The sequence below is a fragment of the Streptomyces sp. CB00455 genome (assembly GCF_001905445.1).
Classification (GTDB): Bacteria; Actinomycetota; Actinomycetes; order Streptomycetales; family Streptomycetaceae; genus Streptomyces.
The window spans coordinates 183,394-198,572 of record NZ_LIVQ01000007.1 but is presented as its reverse complement, the minus strand read 5'-3'; the positions used below and the strand labels follow the sequence as shown (position 1 = coordinate 198,572).

At 70.1% G+C, this 15,179-nt stretch carries 16 protein-coding genes; 8 read left to right on the top strand and 8 right to left on the bottom strand.

Features of this window, described 5'->3' with window-relative positions; genetic code table 11:
- Positions 1-160 precede the first annotated feature (160 nt).
- Positions 161-1,012 (bottom strand): GNAT family N-acetyltransferase, encoded by an 852-nt coding sequence (locus AMK16_RS37545; RefSeq protein WP_242438912.1) that lies wholly within the window; start codon positions 1,010-1,012, stop codon positions 161-163.
- A 444-nt stretch (positions 1,013-1,456) separates the two neighbouring features.
- On the opposite strand from AMK16_RS37545, the gene AMK16_RS26180 reads away from it, so the two are divergent.
- Positions 1,457-3,073: an MFS transporter gene (locus AMK16_RS26180; protein ID WP_107417267.1), complete on the top strand. Its 1,617-nt coding sequence runs from the start codon at positions 1,457-1,459 to the stop codon at positions 3,071-3,073.
- A gap of 305 nt (positions 3,074-3,378) precedes the next feature.
- Positions 3,379-3,939, top strand: coding sequence for a hypothetical protein (locus tag AMK16_RS36310; protein WP_158071242.1), 561 nt, complete (start codon positions 3,379-3,381; stop codon positions 3,937-3,939).
- 317 nt (positions 3,940-4,256) lie between these two features.
- On the opposite strand, the gene AMK16_RS26170 is transcribed toward AMK16_RS36310, so the two are convergent.
- On the bottom strand, positions 4,257-4,583 hold the full coding sequence (locus tag AMK16_RS26170; RefSeq protein ID WP_199885580.1) for a hypothetical protein: 327 nt from the start codon (positions 4,581-4,583) through the stop codon (positions 4,257-4,259).
- A 322-nt stretch (positions 4,584-4,905) separates the two neighbouring features.
- Between AMK16_RS26170 and AMK16_RS26165 the strand changes: the two genes are divergently transcribed.
- Complete coding sequence (locus AMK16_RS26165) at positions 4,906-6,096, top strand: cytochrome P450 (protein WP_073919803.1); 1,191 nt, start codon at positions 4,906-4,908, stop codon at positions 6,094-6,096.
- 320 nt (positions 6,097-6,416) lie between these two features.
- On the opposite strand, the gene AMK16_RS26160 is transcribed toward AMK16_RS26165, so the two are convergent.
- The 3 genes from AMK16_RS26160 to AMK16_RS26150 all read right to left on the bottom strand — a co-directional run bounded on the left by AMK16_RS26160 (position 6,417) and on the right by AMK16_RS26150 (position 9,219).
- The gene (locus AMK16_RS26160; protein WP_073919802.1) at positions 6,417-7,073 is read right to left on the bottom strand and encodes a fasciclin domain-containing protein; all 657 of its coding nucleotides are present in this window, start codon (positions 7,071-7,073) and stop codon (positions 6,417-6,419) included.
- A gap of 95 nt (positions 7,074-7,168) precedes the next feature.
- A complete protein-coding gene (locus AMK16_RS26155; protein ID WP_073919801.1) occupies positions 7,169-8,746 on the bottom strand; it encodes a molybdopterin-dependent oxidoreductase in 1,578 nt (525 codons plus the stop codon).
- 233 nt (positions 8,747-8,979) lie between these two features.
- Entirely contained in the window at positions 8,980-9,219 is a 240-nt protein-coding gene (locus tag AMK16_RS26150; protein ID WP_073919800.1) for a chaplin, read from the bottom strand.
- Positions 9,220-9,587: 368 nt separating this feature from the next.
- Here AMK16_RS26150 and sigK point away from each other — a divergent pair, with 368 nt between their 5' ends.
- Both sigK and AMK16_RS26140 read left to right on the top strand, forming a co-directional pair.
- Complete coding sequence (sigK, locus tag AMK16_RS26145; protein ID WP_073919799.1) at positions 9,588-10,172, top strand: ECF RNA polymerase sigma factor SigK; 585 nt, start codon at positions 9,588-9,590, stop codon at positions 10,170-10,172.
- A complete protein-coding gene (locus AMK16_RS26140) occupies positions 10,169-10,915 on the top strand; it encodes an anti-sigma factor (RefSeq protein WP_073919798.1) in 747 nt (248 codons plus the stop codon). The genes sigK and AMK16_RS26140 overlap by 4 nt, the downstream gene beginning before the upstream one ends.
- Before the next feature lie 49 nt (positions 10,916-10,964).
- Here the strand turns inward: AMK16_RS26140 and AMK16_RS26135 are convergent, their stop codons facing one another.
- Complete coding sequence (locus AMK16_RS26135; RefSeq protein WP_073920029.1) at positions 10,965-11,714, bottom strand: ZIP family metal transporter; 750 nt, start codon at positions 11,712-11,714, stop codon at positions 10,965-10,967.
- 251 nt (positions 11,715-11,965) lie between these two features.
- On the opposite strand from AMK16_RS26135, the gene AMK16_RS26130 reads away from it, so the two are divergent.
- From AMK16_RS26130 to AMK16_RS26120, 3 genes are all read left to right on the top strand, one after another.
- Entirely contained in the window at positions 11,966-12,415 is a 450-nt protein-coding gene (locus tag AMK16_RS26130) for a helix-turn-helix transcriptional regulator (RefSeq protein WP_073919797.1), read from the top strand.
- Complete coding sequence (locus AMK16_RS26125) at positions 12,412-12,897, top strand: STAS domain-containing protein (RefSeq protein WP_073919796.1); 486 nt, start codon at positions 12,412-12,414, stop codon at positions 12,895-12,897. Before AMK16_RS26130 ends, AMK16_RS26125 begins: the two co-directional genes overlap by 4 nt.
- Before the next feature lie 276 nt (positions 12,898-13,173).
- Positions 13,174-13,728, top strand: coding sequence for a hypothetical protein (locus AMK16_RS26120; RefSeq protein WP_073919795.1), 555 nt, complete (start codon positions 13,174-13,176; stop codon positions 13,726-13,728).
- Between the two features lie 183 nt (positions 13,729-13,911).
- Here the strand turns inward: AMK16_RS26120 and AMK16_RS26115 are convergent, their stop codons facing one another.
- Together AMK16_RS26115 and AMK16_RS26110 are read right to left on the bottom strand one after the other, a co-directional pair.
- Positions 13,912-14,643 (bottom strand): SDR family oxidoreductase, encoded by a 732-nt coding sequence (locus AMK16_RS26115; RefSeq protein WP_073919794.1) that lies wholly within the window; start codon positions 14,641-14,643, stop codon positions 13,912-13,914.
- Between the two features lie 219 nt (positions 14,644-14,862).
- Entirely contained in the window at positions 14,863-15,141 is a 279-nt protein-coding gene (locus tag AMK16_RS26110; RefSeq protein ID WP_073919775.1) for a GlsB/YeaQ/YmgE family stress response membrane protein, read from the bottom strand.
- Positions 15,142-15,179 lie beyond the last annotated feature (38 nt).

The following is a 15,179-nucleotide window of genomic DNA, read 5'->3' as shown; positions in this document are numbered from 1 at the left end:
CTCGCCCGGGCGAACCTGATGGCGCTCGGCCCCTCCGTTCTTCCCTCTGCGTCACTCACTCATTTTCGGTGTCCGGAGAAGGGGGTTTCTACCGCCGCAGCCCTCACCGTCTCGCTCGGAGCGAGAAGCGGGACAAGCCGACCGACGTCGCTGCCGGGTTTCACGGGAGGGTGAAGCGCCAGTGGTTGCTGGGGTGGTGTTGGCCTGGGGGGTATTCGTGCACCAGTTCGGCGAGGAGGGTGAAGCCCATCGCACGGCAGACCGCGTTCGAGGCCGTTTTTGTCACACGGGGAAAAGCGTCAATCGCCGTGCGACGGTGCGCCGAAGGGAGGGCAGCCAGGTGGGCAAGGAGGGCTCGGACGGAGACCGTCGCCCAGCCTTGGCGTTGGTATTCGGGCAGGACGCCCCAGCCCACCTCAAAGATCGACTCTCCCTCATGCTCCTTGGGTGTGAAAGAGACCGTACCCACGGTTTCCCCCGTCGGGGATTCCACGCGGAACACCCGGCCCTGGTGCGGAGCGTTCGCGCTCATAGCCGTCCACCGACGGTGGCGGGCGAGGAGGGCAGTGTCCGGTTCGGGTCCGCCGAGGTGGGTCGTCATCTCCGGGGTATTGCGGCGCCTGAGCAGCCAGAGGTCGTTGTCCGCCCAAGGCCGCAGACGCACCAGTCTGGTCGTGTGCATGAGGTGAGGAAACAGTCTCGGGCCAGCGACCCGCACCCATTTTTCGACCTTGGACGGCAGGAGACGGTCCGCGTCGGCGGGGCGAACGCTCCAGTCGGCCTCGCTACCGGCAGCGTCATCCACGCCGGCCCGCACCCGTCCCGCCACCGCCGAAAGCAAGGTCCTCGACGAACAGGGCAAACTCATCGCCCACGCGACCACCACCTGCATGATCCTGCAGGTCGCCCGGCCGGAGGCGCGGTCTGCAAGCTGCCGGCGCAGCATCCGGTCCTCGACCGTGCCTCCGAGACCCGGCGAGCGCGAGTTGACCCTCCCCTTGAGGTCCCTCACCGCCGAACGGCTTGCCGACTCAACCGACCACGATCTGATCCAGCAGGACAGGGATCAGTCCGGGCGTAATGGAGCATTGAGCCGGTCATCGATTCCCGAGGGGCAGCCCGGGCGACGTAAGGCGAAGCGAAGGCGCGCAGACCGGCCCCTTGATGCGAAGTGCCGTGCTCCCCCGCGCCGTGACGGGGTCAGGGCCGGCCCCGTTCCGCCGGGTGGTGGACCGGTTGTGGTGCGATGTCGGATGACGGACGGTCGTTGACCGTCTGGGACTCGTTCTCGGGGGTGTGGCTCTGCGGCGGGTTGCTGCACGACTCGATGCAGGAGGCGGCGGTCCTGGATGCGCCGGCGGGGCGCGTGCGAGCCGACACCTCCGTCGTACTGGTTGACCGCCGCGCCCGGCGGGTCGTGCGTCCGCCGCCCCGGGCGGCTGGGACGATGCCCGCCATGGCACCGGGAACAGGCACTGCCGAAGGATCTGCGAAGGCGCGACTCGTCCTGCTGGCACTGGCGGCCGGCCAGTTCCTGATGGCGCTCGACAGCTCTGTCATGAACGTCTCGATCGCCACGGTGGCCGAGGACGTCGGCACGACGGTCGCCGGAATCCAGGGAGCCATCACGGCCTACACCCTGGTGATGGCGATGTTCATGATCCCCGGCGGCAAGGTCGGGGCATTGATCGGCCGCAAGCGCGCGTTCATGATCGGCTGCGTCGTCTACGGTTGCGGCTCCCTGACCACCGCTCTCGCCCCGAACCTGCCCGTGCTGCTGATCGGCTGGGCGTTCCTGGAGGGGATCGGGGCCGCGCTGATCCTGCCGGCGATCGTGGCACTGGTGGCGGGCAACTTCCCCCCGGAGCGCCGTCCCGCCGCCTACGGGCTGGTCGCCGCGGCCGGCGCGGTGGCCATCGCGGTCGGGCCTCTCATCGGTGGTCTCGCAACCACGTACTTCTCCTGGCGATGGGTGTTTGCCGGGGAGGTCCTCGTCGTACTGGGCATCCTCGTGCTCGCCCGTCCGATCACCGATGCGGTCAGCGAGGAACGGTCGCGTATCGACCTCATCGGTACCGTGCTCTCGGCCCTCGGGCTCGGGAGCTTCGTCTACGGTGTGCTCCGCTCGGACGAGTGGGGCTGGTTCCAGCCCAAGCCCGATGCACCCGCGCTGCTCGGGATCTCCCTGACCGTGTGGCTGATGCTCCTGGGCATCGGGCTCACGTGGCTGTTCCTCCGGTGGGAGGTTCGCCTCGTCCGGCAGCACAAGGAGCCCCTCCTCGACCCCGCCATGCTGCAGAACAAGCAGCTGACCGGCGGGCTGACGATGTTCTTCTTCCAATACCTCGTCCAGATGGGCGTCTTCTTCGTCGTCCCCCTCTACCTCTCCGTCGCCCTGGGCCTGTCCGCGCTCGCCACCGGCGCCCGCCTCCTCCCGCTCTCGGTGACCCTGCTCGCCGCCGCCGTCCTCATTCCGCGCCTCCTCCCGGACGTCTCGCCGCGACGAGTGGTACGGATCGGGATCACCGCGCTGCTCGTCGGTGCGGTGATCCTGATGGCCGCGCTCGACGCGGACGCCGGAGCGGAAGTGGTCACGGTCCCCATGCTGCTGATCGGGTTCGGGATGGGCGCACTTGCCTCGCAGCTGGGATCGGTCACCGTCTCCGCGGTGGCGGAGGAAAAGAGCGCGGAGGTCGGCGGTATCCAGAACGCCGTCAACAACCTCGGGGCCTCGATCGGTACCGCACTCGCCGGATCGATCCTGATCGCCTCCCTCACGTCGTCCTTCCTGGCGAGCGTGGAGCAAAATCCGGCGGTCCCCGCCAGTGTGAAGAGCCAGTCGGCCGCCGAACTCCAAAGCGGCGTGCCGTTCCTCTCCGACGCCCAGCTGCAGAGCGCCCTCGACGAAGCGGGCACCAGCGAAAAGCTGACGCAGGACGCACTGGACGCGAACGCGGCCGCGCGACTCGACGGACTGCGTGCCGCACTCGCCATCCTCGCCTTCGCCGCACTCATCGCCCTGTTCTTCACCCATCGCATCCCCACGACCCAGCCCCGCTCGACCGAGCCATGACCAGACCCAAGGTGCTCGCTTCCCCCTGCGGGCGCGGGCCGTGGAAGAAGTCGCCGGAGGGTCGGCCGTCCAGATCCTTGAAGTCCTCGCCCGTGCGCTGAGCTGACGAACCGCCTCGGCGATCAGCGGGTCGTCGAAGTCGATCGGCACCACGTCGCCGGAGCGCCGGCGCTCCATCGTCCGCTCTTCCCGGGTCCACGGGCCGGACAGGGATGACCCGGCAGACGCCTGGCGCGTCATCCATCCGAGGGGCCGGCCGGGGCCGTCTGGCGAGCGGGAGGGCCTCGGTGCGGCAGGGTGGCGGCATGCGCCGCTGGTCTCTGCCCCTGCTCCTCGCCGCCCTCCTCGCCGCCTCCGGATGCGTCACCGTCCACCCCACCTCGCTCCCGCCCGCCGGCGCCCGCGCGGCGGTGGCGGCCGACCACAAGATCCCGGCCGCCTCCCGGCCCCTACGGCCCGGAACCGAGGTGGCACTGCCGCTCTCTCCCCTGCCCGCGTCATCCTCCACCGCCCCGGCCGGTCAGGCTCCCGAGCAGGACCGTGCGCCCGGCCCCCACAAGCCGGCCGAAGCGGACCGCGAAAACACCGGGAGGGCGCGGCACACCGGACCCGCGCTCCGCCCGACGGCCGGACCAGGAACGGCGCGGCCCCGCGGGGCCACCGCAGTGAAGCGGACCACACACCCCACAGCACGACCGAAGGCCAAGGCGAAGGCGCGGCCGAAGACCCCGGCGCCGCACCGCCGGGCCCGGCCCACGGGACCCTGGCACATGAAGGACATGAAGGACATGAAGGAACTGTGCCGGGTGGCCGACGGCGTCACCAGCCCCGCCATCACGTCGCTGTGCCACCAGACCTACCGCTGACCCTGTTTTCCGGGCGGGTGAGGCGGACCATGGCGCGTTAAAGGGCGGCCGGTGCGGGAGCCTCGGGCATGTGGAGGCAGCGGGGCTTCCGCATTGGCGCAGGAACGGAGCATGGGCAAGACGGGGGCGTTGCCTGACGTCGGGACGGCCTCGGCGCCACTCGTGTGGACCGGCTTGCCGACCGCCCCGCGGGCGGCCGTCAGTTCCCCGGCGAGCTCGACGGCGCGCCCATGGCTGCCGACATTGACGAGCAGTCTGCGTGGGCGGCCTGTGGGTGCGCCGGACACCCGCATCCTCGTACCGTCCGCCCCGCAGACTCACCCCGAGAGCTCAGCCCGCCACTGCCGTGGCCACTGCCCCGATGGCGGCGGAGCCCCTTCGATTCCGAGATCACGCCGCGCACTCTCGTAGAGGGCATCCCGCGCGGCACTCACCAGTCGGTGGGCCCTGGTCCACGTTTCGGCATCGCCCGGTGCTTCCCGTACGAGGAGCTCGACGGTCCAGATCGTCTCGTGCCAGCGTCGCGCCGCCGCGATCGTCGTCGCGTCCCCGACGAGCAGGACGGACTCCCACTCGGTGGCACGGCGGGACTCCGCCTCGGCGAGCAGAGGCAGACCGTCGGCCGGATCCAACGGGTCGGCCACGTCCGTGAATCCGCGCCCGCCTGCCGCTCGGCGGCCGCCATCCCCGTAGCCATCTTCGGCACCTGTCCTGTCGCAGGTACCCCGGTCGCCGAAGCGGGCTTCTGATCGGTCCGGGGTCACGGTCGTTCTCCAGCCCACCGTGCGGGCAGTTTTGCTTTCACTTCCATTCATTGCAATGGACCATTGCATTCGGCCTCAGCCCATTGCATCAATTTGCGGGGCTTGACCAGCATCGACAACATTCAATGGATTGACGACATCTCGAACGCAACGTAGCTTTCAACCAAAGCCGAACGCGTAATATCGCGAAATGAGGAAAGTCATGAGCGGATCCCTGCACACCGTCACGACACCGCCCACGGCGCGTCAGCCCGGCTGTCCGTTCGACCCTCCGGCAGAACTGACCGAGGCCCGCCGTCACGGCCCCATCAGCCGCTACATCCACCCCGGTGGCATCGACGGTTGGCTGATCACCGGATACGACCTGGTCAGATCGGTCCTGGCCGACTCGCGGTTCAGCTCGCGCAAAGAGCTCCTGAACGTGGTCGACTTCAAGCTCCCTCCGGCGCCGCCCGGCGAGTTCCTCCTCATGGACGAGCCCCAGCACTCGCGCTACCGCAAACCCCTGGTCGGCAAATTCACCGCCCGGCGCATGCGACTGCTGACCGAACGCATCGAGCAGATCACCGCCGACTGCCTGGACGCCATGGAGCAGGCCGGACCGTCGGCCGACCTGGTGAGCGCATTCGCCAAGCCCATCCCCACCATGGTCATCTGCGAGCTGCTGGGAGTCCCGTATCAGGACCGGGAATCCTTCCAGGAACAGATCGACATGTTCATGAACGGGGAAACGAGCGACGAGGACCTGATCGCGGCCTACACCGCGACCCAGGACTACCTCGCGCAACTGGTCGCCGCCAAGCGCGCGAACCCCACCGACGACGTCCTCAGCGAACTCACCGACAGCGACCTGACCGATGAGGAGCTGAAGGGGATCAGCCTGATCCTGCTGGCAGCCGGTTTCGACACCACCGCGAACATGCTGTCCCTGGGCACCTTCGCCCTGTTGCAGAACCCCGCGCAACTGGCCGCGCTGCGGGCCGACCCCGCGCTGATCGACGGGGCCGTGGAGGAGCTGCTGCGGTATCTGAGCGTCGCCAAGTCGTTCATGAGGACCGCCCTGGTAGACGTCGAGGTCGGCGGCCAGACCATCAAGGCCGGCACGACCGTCGTCCTCTCCTACCACACCGCCAACCACGACACCGAGCGCTTCACCGATCCCCACGTACTCGACCTCCACCGCCAAGACGGCGGCCACCTGGCCTTCGGTCACGGCATCCACCTGTGCCTGGGCCACCAACTGGCCCGCATCGAGATGCGGCTCGCGCTGTCCGCACTGATCGACCGCTTCCCCACGCTGCGCCTCGCCGTACCGGCCGAAGAGGTGGCCCTGCGCCCGGAAACCGCCGACATCTACGGGGTGAAGAGCCTTCCCGTCACCTGGGACGCCTGAGGAAAATCGTCCCGCCGGAGAGGGGGTACCGGTGGCAGCGGCAGCGGCCCGAACTCCACCTTCCTGCGTGACTCGCCTCGTCCGGGGGCTACCTCCGATGTGGCGGGCGGTCCGCGGTGACATCGCCCCTCCGGTCCTCCCCTCTCGGGGGCAGCCATGAATCGATCGTGACGGCGAAGCCGGGCTGGGCCGGGGACAGGCCGGGCCGGGCCGGGCCGGGGACGGGTTTGCCCGCAACCGGACGGCACAAGCCCGTGGGCCGGACTCCCTGCGAAGGGAATCCGGCCCACGAAGCGCTGTCCAGCCGTCGGGCCCGGGTGTTACTTGGGCATCAGGACGGTGTCGACGATGTAGACGTTGGCATTGGCGGTTTTGACGTTGCCGCAGACGACGTTGGAGGAGTCGTTGACCTTGTAGGACTGGCCCGAGCCGCTGGTGGTGAGCTTGCTCTTCTCCAGGGTGTCGAAGGAGCCGTTCTCCAGCTGCTGGGGGGTGAGCTTCTGGCCTACGACGTGGTAGGTGAGGATCTTGGTGAGGGTGGCCTTGTCGGCGAGGACCTTGTCGAGGTCGGCCTTCGGGATCTTGGCGAAGGCGTCGTTGGTCGGGGCGAAGACGGTGATGTCCTTCGCGTTGTTGAGGGTGTCGACGAGGCCGGCCTGCTTGACGGCGGCGACCAGGGTGGACAGGGCCGGGTTGTTGGAGGCTGCCGTCGCGACCGGGTCCTTGGCCATGCCGTCGAAGGAACCGGCGCCGTCGGCAGGAACACCGGCGCAGGCGGGGCCGAACGGCTTGTCCATCGCCATCGAAGTGTCCGGGGTCGCGGGCTGGGAGGCGGCGGGGGCCCCGCTGCTCTTGTCCGCGGTGGATCCGGAGGCGGAGTCGCTGCCGGAATCCGAGCAGGCGGCCAGCGCGAAGGGCAGGACGGCGGCCGCGGCGACGGCGAGGGCGGTACGGCGGAAACGGAGCGTGCTGGACATGAGGTATCTCCTGTTGTTGTGAAACGGTTCACTGGGGATGGAAGGTCTTGGGGGGCCGGTTCGGGGCCGGTCGCCGCGGGCTGTCCGGCCGCGGGCTATCCGGCGGTGACGAAGACGCTGTGCCAGCCGCTGGCACCGTCGGGGATGGTCCGCGTGCGTTCCTCTCTCTGCACCTGGCCGGTGCCGTCGGTGGCGCGGACGGTGAGGGTGTGGCCGCCGGGGGTGGTCTTCCAGGGGTAGGACCACTGGCGCCAGGTGTCGGCGGTGGCCTGGGGGGCGAGGTCCGCGTCCTGCCAGGGCCCGTCGTCGATGCGGACTTCGACGCGCTGGATGCCGCGGTGCTGCGCCCATGCCACGCCGGCGACGATGACCACCTCTCCGGTCGGCCGCCCGAAGGGCTTGGGGGTGTCGATGCGGGCCTGGGTCTTGATGGGGGCCTTGCGAGCCCACTTGCGTGCGACCCAGTACGGGTCGTAGGCGTCGAAGGTGGTGAGCTCGATCTCCTCGATCCACTTGCAGGCCGACACGTAGCCGTACAGACCGGGGACGAGCATGCGTACCGGGAAGCCGTGCTCGAAGGGCAGGGGTTCGCCGTTCATCCCGACCGCCAGGATCGCGTCGCGGCCGTCCATCACGTCCTCGACGGGCGAGCCCAGCGTCATGCCGTCGACCGAGCGGGCGACCAGCTGGTCGGCCTCGCCGCCCTTGGACGGCGGTGTGACCCCGCATTCGTGCAGCAGGTCGGCCAGGGGAACGCCGAGCCAGCGGGCGTGACCGATGTAGGGGCCGCCCACCTCGTTGGAGACGCAGGTCAAGGTGATGTCCCGCTCGATGAGCGGACGCTTCAGCAGCTCCTGGAAGGTGTAGGTGCGGGGACGGGTGACGCCCTTGCCGCGGATGCGCAGCCGCCAGGTGTCCGCCTCGATCCTGGGGACGACCAGGGCGGTGTCCACGCGGTAGAAATCCTTGTTCGGGGTGGTGAAGGAGCTGATGCCCTCCGCATGCAGCTGGACCCCCTTGGGGAGCGGCTGGGCCGGGGAGGCGGGTGCGGGCAGCTTGACCGCGGTCCGGGAGGCGACGGCGCCCTGTCCGCGGCGGCCGGTCAGGGTTCGGCCCACGGCGCCCGCTCCCGTCGCGGCGACCGCCGTAACCGATGCGGTCAGCAGGAAACCGCGCCGTGACCAGCCGTCCGTGCCGGCTTCGGAGGCTGGGCCGGACGACAGTTTCCCGGCCAGGAAGTACAGGATCGCGGCGCCCGCGGCAGCGCCGGCCATCGAGGGCAGAGCGTCCGCGGCTCCCTGGGTGTCGGGGCGGGTGAGCGCGGCTGCCGCGCCGATCACCCCGAACAGGAGGACACCTGCCGCGCCGGCGCGCCGGTAGCGCAAGGAGACGATCCCGAGGACGGCGCCCAGGAGCGCGAGGGCGGCGAGGATGCCGAGCTGGAGGACGAGTTTGTCGTTCTCGCCGAAGGTGCGGATCGCGAAGTCCTTGACCGCAGGGGGTGTCCGGTCGATGGCGGCGCCGCCCACGACGGTGACCGGTCCGGCCTGCGGCCGCACCAGCGAGGCCGTCAGCTCGGCCACTGCCAGCGCCGTGTATCCGGCCAGCAGGCCGGACACGGCCCCCAGGGCAGTGCGGGTGAAGGACTTGCGGGAGGTGCTCACACTGGCCATTCGCTGTGCTCCGTCCTGCGGATTGGTCCTTCTTTCGAAGCGCGCCTCTTCTTCTGTCCGAAGCGGGCGGGCACCGCGGGTGGCGGTCTTGACCGCCACCCGCGGCGGATCCCCCTCAGATGCGCTCACCCGTCGGGGCGCAGGAGCGCACCGGGCGCTCCTGAGCGTGTCGAGGGGGATCGTCCGGCCCGTGACTCCCCGTTGTAGGCAACGGGCCGGAGCCGGAAGGGGGATCAGGCGTTGATGCAGGTGTTGCCGAAGGCGGGGTTCAGCAGTCCGATGACGCTGACGGAGTTGCCGCAGGCGTTGACCGGGATGTGGATCGGGATCTGGATCAGGTTGCCGGAGCCGACGCCCGGCGAGTAGGCGGCGACGCCCTGGGCGCCGGCGTCGGCGGAAGCCGCCGATCCGGCACTGAGCACGGCCGCTGCGGCGGTGAGGGCCAGCGCAGCACTCTTGAGAACACGGGACATGACTGCCTCCAAAGGTCGGTGACGAAAGCCCGGAACCCGTCTTGGGCCCCGGCGAGGCGCTGCCATCGGGCCTCAATGCTGGTTTCGGTGCCGTGGGGGCAGCGGCTGGGCGGGAGCGGCCCGTTTCGCTCGATCGGGTGACTACCGGGGTGCGGCGTTGCCTGCCGCTGAGCAATCCGCACGGGTGGCCGCTACGAAGAACGCACGTGCAAGACCAGCAGGACCCATACGGCCGGCCCCGGACATGGACAGGGGCCGGTCCTTCTCTCGGCGAAAGAGCGGTTGATGGCATCGAGGCGCAAGGGGTGGCCGGGTATGCGCGGCGCGGGGCCGCGGCACGGCGTGCGGCGGCATGGGACGGGGTGGCAGTGACACAGCCGCTGCAGTCCGGGAACGCCGGGGCGGGCGGTCCGCGGCTGGAGGAGGTGATGGAGCGGGTGAGTCACGGGGACGAGGACGCCTTTGCCGTCCTCTACGACGCGGTCGCCTCTACGGTGTTCGGGATCGCCGTCAAGGTCGTCCGGGACCGGTCCCAGTCGGAGGAGGTGGCCCAGGAGGTGATGATCGACGTCTGGCGTCAGGCCGCCCGCTACCGCCCGGAACAGGGGTCCGTCATGACGTGGGTGGCGACGATCGCCCACCGACGGGCCGTGGACCGCGTCCGGTCCGCGCAGGCTGCCGCCAACCGTGAGCACGCAAACGCCGTACGGGACCAGGAGACGCCCTTCGACGACGTCGCCGAGCAGGTCGAGACCCGGCTGGACAGCGAGCAGGTACGCCGCTGCCTGCGGGGCCTGACCGAACTCCAGCGCCAGGCCGTGACCCTGGCCTACTACCAGGGCCTGACCTACCGCGAGGTCGCAGAAACACTGCGGTCTCCGCTTGCGACCATCAAGACCCGGATGCGCGACGGACTGATCCGGCTGCGCGACTGCATGGGGGTGACCACATGAGGCACGACGAACACCTGCACACCCTCACCGGCGCGTACGCACTTCACGCGCTCACCGGCGAGGAACACCATGCCTTCACCGCCCACCTGCGGCACTGCGAAGCGTGCCGCAGGGAAGTCGGCGAGTTCGAAGCGACGGCCGCGCGTCTGGCCGCTGCGGCCGGTCTGTCCCCGCCCGCCCCGATGAGACAAGCGGTCCTGCGCCATATCGACGACGTCCGCCAGACGCCCCCTCGTACCCAGCTCCAGGCCCGGGCCCGGCTGACCACCGTCCTGACACGCAAGGCCGGCCCCTACGTGGTCGCGGCGAGCATCGCGGCGGCCGCGGCCTTCGGCGGACTGGCAGCCTGGCAGCACCGGCAGACCGAGCAAGCTCATACCCAGGCTCAGCGTCTCGCCCGGCAGGCCCAGGACCTGGCCGCCGTCCTGACAGCGCCCGACGCCCGGACCGTGCAGGGGCGCACCACGGGCGGAGCCGCCACCACGGTGGTCACCTCCACCCAGCGCGACCGGGCCGTCTTCGTCAGCAACGGCCTGCCCACCCCTCCCGACGGCAAGACCTACCAGCTGTGGTTCGCCGACCACGGCGCCATGCGCCCCGCCGGCCTCCTCCCCCGCGACGGCGCCACCGTCATGCAGGGCGCCCTGGCGGACGCCCAAGCCGTCGGCCTCACCCTGGAACCCGCAGGCGGCTCCCCCCAGCCCACCACCGACCCCCTACTCCTCCTCACCCTCCCCGCCTGACGACCCCTCAGCCGCCGGCGACACGACCGGACTGCGCGGAGCGATGGCCCTACAGGTGGGAAAGCGCAAAAGCGGACAGGAACCCGACCACGGTGACGAGCCCGGTCAGAAGGTGCACCTTGCTATAGGCCTCGGGGATCATCGTGTCCGCGATCATCGCGAGGATCGCACCACCCGCCACTGCCGTGATCACGGCCATCACCGACTCGGACGCCCCACCCAGCAACGCGTACCCGGCAAGCGCGGCCAGACCGCTGATCACGGCGATGCCTCCCCACAGGGTGAAGACATACCGCCGGCTGCGCCCGGCACTGCGCATCCCCGCGGAACTGGCCAGGCCCTCGGGAAGGTTGCTGATGAACACCGCCCCCACCGTCGCCACCCCGATCTGTCCACCGCCCAGCAGACTCGTACCGATGACAACGGACTCCGGGATACCGTCCAGCAATGCCCCGAGCGCGATGGCATTCCCGGAACCCGGAGACTGGGCCTCGGACGGCTGCTGCTCGCCCGAGCGCTTGCGGTGCTGGGCTCCACGGCGGGCCAGTAGGGCATTGGCACCCGAGTACAGGGCGGCACCACCGATCGCTCCAGCCACCACGGGGGCCAGACCGGAGCGTTCGTACGCTTCGGCGATCAGCTCGAATGACACCGCGGACATGAGCACACCGCTGCCGAACGCCATGACCAGGGCGATGAGCCGAGGTGGAACCCGCACCAGTGAGCCGACGGCCGCGCCCACCAGCAAAGCCGCGCCCGCGAACAATCCCCACCCGCCTGCAACCAACGCTCCGGCCACGATCGCCCCTTCCAACGCTGCTGATAGATGCACAGCACCTACCCGCCAGAGACGAAATGAGCCCGGTCCGGAGGTCGCCTCACCGGTCGGCGACGGATGACAGGGTTCACGCCGACGCGCTCGGCGCCCAGTACCACCGCGGCACTGGCGTATGCCCGGACCACGCCGATCTGGCCCACGGCGCTCATGGCTCACCACCGGTTTGATTGCGGATTGACGAAACCGGAATTGTGGATCCTATAATTGCGGATATGGAATCGGTGGAAGCGCGGTCCAGCTGGACGTTCGTCACGAACCATGCCCGGATCCTGGCGATGCTCCTGCGGAATCCGGAACTGCGGATGCGGGACATGGCCGACGCCTGTCAGATCACCGAACGCGCCGTCAGGGCCGTGGTGACCGACCTGGTGAGCGCCGGCTACCTGACCCGGGTCCGCCATGGTCGGCGCAACCACTACCAGGTCACCAGCGGCACCGTCTTCCGCCACCCGGCGGAAGGACCTCACGAGGTCGCCCGCCTTCTCGAACTGCTCGCCGACCTCCAGCCGGCACGGCCCCCACGACCAGGGCCGCCCGCCCACGGCCCGGCCGCGGCCCGGCCCTCGCCGGACAGCCAAGCCGCCGGCCAGGGCGAGAGTCAGCACCGCCCGACCGCCACCGCCGCACACCGCACGGTGATCGAGAAGGGAGAACGGCCATGACGCACCCCGACCACGGCGCCGCTCCCGGCGGCGGCACAGCGCCTCGCGTCACCGTCGAGATCACGCCCGGCCCCCGGCGGGCCACCGCGCGGGTCGGCGGAGAGATCGATGCGGACAACGCTCACGAAGTCCGGGCGGACCTCACCGCAGCCATCGATGCCAGCGAGGCCGGCATCGACCTCGATCTGGCTTCGCTGAGTTTCTGCGACAGCTCCAGCCTCCACCTCCTGCTCGACCTCAGTCACCTGGCCACCGTTACCGGCAAGACACTTGTCCTGGAATCGGTCCCCCCGCACCTCTCCCGGCTCCTCGACATCACCGGCACCGCCCGCGCCTTCACCATCCGCACGTCACCCGGCGACCGCGAACACCCCCTCGCCAACCGCCCAGGCAGTCGCGGCGAGGCCGGGGCGGTGGGAACGGAGGCCCCCCGACTCCCCCACAGGGTCGACCCCGCGATCGCGTACGGCGACGAACCCTGACCAACCCCTCCTGCTTCGCCCCCTCCGCACGGACGCCCTTCCACCCGCAGCGGCCCATGCGCCCAGCCCCGGACCCGGGTGAGCAGGGATGCAGGGGTGCAGGATGCAGGGATGCAGGGGGCGGCGCCCGCAGATGTTCACCAGCGGGCCGCGCAGTCGGCGGACCGACCCAGGCGAAGGTTTCCCCCGGAAGGCCGGAAGGCCGCGCAGACCGGGACCGGTGATGCTCGCTCCGGCGGCCTGGGACTGAGAGCCCTCCCGCACTACGCTGCGGCCATGATGTCCCCCTCCCGCCCCGAGCGTGCGCCCCACGTCGCACTGGCCGCGGCCGCCATTGGGGTCGCCGCCCTCGCCTTCTGGCTGTACCAGGACCGCACGCAGCAGGGCGACTTCGCCGCGGACCCGCGTCCCTGCACACTCGTCTCGGCGGAGACGGCCGGGCGGCTGCTGGCCGGGCCGACGGACGCCGTGGAGGCGTTGCCGTACTGCAACTGGGCGGTTCCCGGTCTCGGCAGCGACGCACAGCCGGTCCTGCAGATACAGGTGAGCCGCTCGGGCCTGGACGAGGCGCGGGTCAGCTTCCAGCGCACGAAGGAGGAGCCGGAGGGGAAGATGGGCCCGATGACGACGGACCTGTCGGACTTCGGCGACGAGGCGTTCTCCCGCGTCCGGTATCCCGGCGGGGGCCGGGTGACCAACGAGGTCTTCTTCCGCCGGAGCAATGTGGTGGTGGCCGTCCGGTACGCACCCGTCGGCGACGACATCGACCATGCCCAGGCAGGTGCCTACGACGTGGCCGCGGAGGCGGCTGCCACGCTCGGCAAGGGATAGTGACGACCCCGGATCGTTCACACGCTCCAGCCACGCCCGCCACATCGGCGCGGGCAGCCGCACGCAATCACCGAGGCCCTCGGCCCATGTGATCGGAGAAACCCAACGCTCCGCGGGCTGCCGGGGCCGGGGGCAGCCGCCGACCGCCCCCGCCGGCGTCAGGCAGGGGCGGCCGGCCCCGTGTCAGGCGGCGTGACCGCCGTCGACGGAGAATTCGGAGCCGGTGATGTAGGTGGCTCCGTCGTCGGCGAGGAAGGTGACCATGGCGGCGATCTCCTGCGGACGGCCGAACCGGCCCAGGGCCGTCATCGCGGCCTGGGTGCCCGCGTAGGGTCCGTCGGCGGGGTTCATATCGGTGTCCACCGGCCCGGGGTGGACGATGTTGGCGGTGATGCCCCGCCCTCCGAGCTCGCGGGCGAGGGCTTTGGTGAGTCCGGTGAGCGCGGACTTGCTCATCGTGTAGAGGGTTCCCCCGGGGCCCAGCACCCGCTGGGACATACAGGTGCCGATGGTGATGATCCGGCCTCCCTGGCCCATATGGGCCGCCGCCGCCTGAGCGGCGAGGAAGACACCCCGTACGTTGACCGCGAGCACGCGGTCGACCTCGGCCAGGGTGAGCCCCTCCAGCGGACCGATGACCCCCACGCCCGCATTGTTGACCAGTACATCGAGCCGGCCCAGTGACTGCGCCGCCCAGTCCACAGCGCCCGCCGCGTCGGCGACGTCGCCCGCGTCCGCCCTGACCGCGATGCCCCGGCGGCCGAACGCCTCCACCTTGCCGACCACTTCCTGCGCCGCCACTTCATTGGCCGTGTAGGTGATGGCCACATCGGCTCCCGCCTCGGCCAGCGCCAGCGCGATCGCCGCACCGATCCCCCGGCTGCCACCCGTCACCAGTACCGCCTTGCCGTCCATGTGTCCTCCTCGTCGTTGGTTGCTGATTCAAGGAAACGAGAAAGCGGCCCTACGCGCTGGCGGGAATCCGACCTGGCATTCGTACCGCTGCGCCTTCCCCGTGCGCCGCGGCCACCGTCGGCGACGTGGCGGTACTGGTTCGTGGGCAAGCGGAACGGCTCCACCCTCGGGAGGAGGGGGAGCCGTTTCCGTCTGGGGTCGTTCTGGGGTGGGACTGTGTCAGGCGTGGCTGTGGTGACGCTTGTTGCCGGTGACCAGTCGGTAGACGGCGAGGAGGATGACCGAGCCGATGATGGCGGCGATCCAGGTGGAGAGGTCGAAGAAGCCGTCGATGGAGTCGACGCCGAAGATGACCTTGCCGAGCCAGCCGCCGAGCAGACCACCCGCGATGCCGATGAGCATCGTGATGATGACGCCACCGGGGTCCTTGCCCGGCATCAGGGCCTTCGCTATGAAGCCCGCGAGCAGTCCGATCAGGATCCAGGCAATGATGCCCATGCGCTTCTCCTACCTCGATGAATGAAGCCGGTGAATAA

What these genes read in the sequence shown, in the direction of transcription:
- AMK16_RS26180 (WP_107417267.1), top strand. Translation starts at nt 1,457, where the DNA reads ATGGCACCGGGAACAGGCACTGCCGAAGGATCTGCGAAGGCGCGACTC.
- AMK16_RS36310 (WP_158071242.1), top strand. Translation starts at nt 3,379, where the DNA reads ATGCGCCGCTGGTCTCTGCCCCTGCTCCTCGCCGCCCTCCTCGCCGCC.
- AMK16_RS26165 (WP_073919803.1), top strand. Translation starts at nt 4,906, where the DNA reads ATGAGCGGATCCCTGCACACCGTCACGACACCGCCCACGGCGCGTCAG.
- AMK16_RS26160 (WP_073919802.1), bottom strand. Translation starts at nt 7,073, where the DNA reads ATGTCCAGCACGCTCCGTTTCCGCCGTACCGCCCTCGCCGTCGCCGCG.
- AMK16_RS26155 (WP_073919801.1), bottom strand. Translation starts at nt 8,746, where the DNA reads ATGGCCAGTGTGAGCACCTCCCGCAAGTCCTTCACCCGCACTGCCCTG.
- AMK16_RS26150 (WP_073919800.1), bottom strand. Translation starts at nt 9,219, where the DNA reads ATGTCCCGTGTTCTCAAGAGTGCTGCGCTGGCCCTCACCGCCGCAGCG.
- AMK16_RS26140 (WP_073919798.1), top strand. Translation starts at nt 10,169, where the DNA reads ATGAGGCACGACGAACACCTGCACACCCTCACCGGCGCGTACGCACTT.
- AMK16_RS26130 (WP_073919797.1), top strand. Translation starts at nt 11,966, where the DNA reads ATGGAATCGGTGGAAGCGCGGTCCAGCTGGACGTTCGTCACGAACCAT.
- AMK16_RS26125 (WP_073919796.1), top strand. Translation starts at nt 12,412, where the DNA reads ATGACGCACCCCGACCACGGCGCCGCTCCCGGCGGCGGCACAGCGCCT.
- AMK16_RS26120 (WP_073919795.1), top strand. Translation starts at nt 13,174, where the DNA reads ATGATGTCCCCCTCCCGCCCCGAGCGTGCGCCCCACGTCGCACTGGCC.
- AMK16_RS26115 (WP_073919794.1), bottom strand. Translation starts at nt 14,643, where the DNA reads ATGGACGGCAAGGCGGTACTGGTGACGGGTGGCAGCCGGGGGATCGGT.
- AMK16_RS26110 (WP_073919775.1), bottom strand. Translation starts at nt 15,141, where the DNA reads ATGGGCATCATTGCCTGGATCCTGATCGGACTGCTCGCGGGCTTCATA.